The following is a 2,636-nucleotide window of genomic DNA, read 5'->3' as shown; positions in this document are numbered from 1 at the left end:
CGGCGGACCGGTCGCCTACCGGGCCGACCTCGCGCACCACGCCACCGAGCAGCGCGCCCACCGGCGCAGGCGGGCCGCGCCGCGCGGGCGGCAGGCGCTCCCCCAGGCGCACGGGCGGGACGCGCGGGCGGTCGACGAGTTCGAGGAGTCGCTGGCGGCGCTGTTCGCGCAGCAGGGGTTGCCGAAGATGACAGCGGGCGTGCTGGAGTGCCTGTACGCCACCGACACCGGCTCGGTCACCGCCGCGGACCTGGTGCGGCGCCTGCGGGTGAGCCCGGCGTCGGTGTCGAAGGCGGTGGCGTTCCTGGAGTCGCAGGGGCTGATCCGCCGCGAGCGCGACGCGGGCCGCCGCGAGCGGTACGTCGTGGACCCGGACGTCTGGTACCAGTCGATGATCTCCAGCGCCCGCTCCAGCGCGGACATGGCGGTGATGTTCCGCTCGGGGGCCGCCGTGCTCACCCCCGGCACGCCCGCGGCGGTGCGGCTGGAGAACATGGCGCGGTACGTGGACTTCGTCGCCGAGAGCCTGGCCGCCGCCGCCGAGCAGGCCCGCGCGATCCTGCACGGCGGACCGGACTCGGCGCAGGGGCCGGAAGTGTCAGGGGGCGCGGCTACCGTCGCGCCATGACCGATCTGCCCGGAATCCAGCGGCGCGAACTGGCCGCGCTCGTCGACGACCTGGACGCGCTCGCGCCCGAGCGGTGGCGCGCGGCCACCCTGTGCCCGGAGTGGGACGTGGAGCAGGTCGTGGCGCACCTGGGCGCGGCGGCCACGACCACCCTGCCGCGCTGGGTGCTCAGCGTGGTCGGCGCCCGGTTCGACGCGGACCTGCACAACCGGCGCCGCCTCGCCGACTTCCGGGGCGCGGACCCGGCGGAGACGCTGGAGCGGTTCCGGGCGGTCGGACCGATCGCGCTGCCGACGCGCTCCTCCCCCGCCGGGCTGGGCGAGCTGCTGGTGCACGCCGAGGACGTCCGCAGACCGCTGGGGCTGCGGCGCGCCCCCGACGCCGAGGGGCTGCTCGCGGTCGCGGAGTTCTTCGCCGCCAAGGACTTCGCGGTCAACAGCAAGACCCTGGTGCGGGGGCTGGCGCTGCGGGCGGACGACGCGGACTTCCGCAGCGGGGAGGGGCCCGAGGTGCGGGGGCCGCTGCTGTCGCTGGTCATGGTGATGGCCGGTCGCCGCGCGCACCTGGCCGACCTGACCGGGAACGGGGTCGCCGAGCTGGACGGGCGGCTGACCCCGGCCTGAGCGCGGCCTGCCTGAGCGCGGCCGGACCGGGCGCGGGAATTGTGGGTGGTTCCCGCGCCGGGACCTGCTACGGTGGCCGCGATGACCATCCGCACGAACGAATCGGAGGTCTCTTTCGCTCAAGGTGAGTGCTGATGCACCACACCTCGACCGCGAACGAGAACCCTCGTCTCACCGCCTGGTCGCACGTGCGCTCGTTCGCCGTGCCGACATCCATGATCGAGTCAGCGACGGCCCGCCGGGTGACCGGCGACTGGGCCGGGGCGTGCGCCGCCGCGCGCGTCGACGTCGACCTGGACCTGAGAGCCGCGGGCCGCGCCCACGGCGAGCACCTCGTCGCGCGGGTTCGCGACGACCTGCGCCACCTCGCGCCCGACCTGCTGCGCTGGCACTTCCCCCGGATCGCCCCGGACGGACTGCTGCGGCCGGGGCTCACCGCCCCGCTGGCCCGCTACGGGCCCGGCGGGGTGCACCTGGTGGCGCGGACCCCGCCGTCCTGGGCGGGCGCCGGGCAGCGGATCAGCCTGGCGCTGTGGGACCCCGAGCGCCCTCGGGACGGGGCCGGGCAGCACCCGCACCCCCGGCCCGACCGGCGCTTCCGGTTCGACCTGCACCGGCACCTGTGGGACGTCCGCAGGTCCGGTGAGCTGCGGGAGCGGGCCGGTGACGGCGTCGTCCCCGGCGCGCTCGCGGTCGACCCGGACGCCGCCGAGGTCCTCGCGCTGGTCGACGGCGCGGCCGTGGACCGGTGGGCGGCCGAGGCGGCGCTGGTGCTGCGGGCCGACGGGTCCGACAGGCCCGACGCGGATCGCGTGCTCGTGCGGCTGACCGCGCGGCACCGGCTGGTGCTGCGGGTCGACGGGCGGGAACCCCGGCTCACCGGGGCTTCCCGGCGCGACCGGGGCCTCGGGCTCCCGGTGCTGCCCGACGCCGCCACCCTGCTCCCGCCCGACGTGGAACTGCTGCGGGCCGGGCTGATCGGGCCCGACCGGTTGCACCCGCTCGTCGCGGCGGCGCTGCGCCCCGGTCACGGCCCACCCGACGCGTCCCGCAGTCCTGACGCCCCAACGGGTTCGCGCGCGGTGCGCTGCCGGGGGGCCGCGCACCGGATCGCCGTGGTCGACGGGGTGCTCGTCGCGCTGGACCACGACCCGGTCGAGCTGCGCCGCGAGGAGCTCCTCGTCGCGCTCGGCGGTCCCGGACTGCCGTGCCTGCGGGCGATCGACGACGTGCACCGCCACCCCGAGTCCCTCGTGGACGTCAAGGCCCTGCTCGGGCACGGCGACGCGGCGGGCGCGCTCGACGTCGTGGAGGGCCTGCTCGGGCCGGAAGCCGTGCTGCGCGGCGGGGTCCTGCGCGACGAGCTCGAAGCCGCCGCGCTCGGC

3 protein-coding genes are annotated in these 2,636 nt (G+C 77.2%); all 3 read left to right on the top strand.

Annotated features, from left to right (window positions below; all coding sequences use genetic code 11):
• A partial coding sequence (locus ACTUAL_RS27725) for a GbsR/MarR family transcriptional regulator (protein WP_440902300.1) occupies positions 1–628 on the top strand: 628 nt, incomplete at its 5' end.
• Complete coding sequence (locus tag ACTUAL_RS27720) at positions 625–1,251, top strand: maleylpyruvate isomerase family mycothiol-dependent enzyme (protein ID WP_440902299.1); 627 nt, start codon at positions 625–627, stop codon at positions 1,249–1,251. The genes ACTUAL_RS27725 and ACTUAL_RS27720, both read left to right, overlap by 4 nt.
• A gap of 134 nt (positions 1,252–1,385) precedes the next feature.
• The coding region (locus ACTUAL_RS27715) for a hypothetical protein (protein WP_440902298.1) at positions 1,386–2,636 on the top strand (1,251 nt) is incomplete at its 3' end.

This window comes from Actinosynnema sp. (assembly GCF_052038725.1).
The sequence above is the reverse complement of the archived record's forward strand: the minus strand, read 5'-3'. Positions and strand labels throughout refer to the sequence as shown.

Excerpts from the sequence above, each read along its gene's own strand:
- ACTUAL_RS27720 (WP_440902299.1), top strand. The coding sequence starts at position 625 with ATGACCGATCTGCCCGGAATCCAGCGGCGCGAACTGGCCGCGCTCGTC.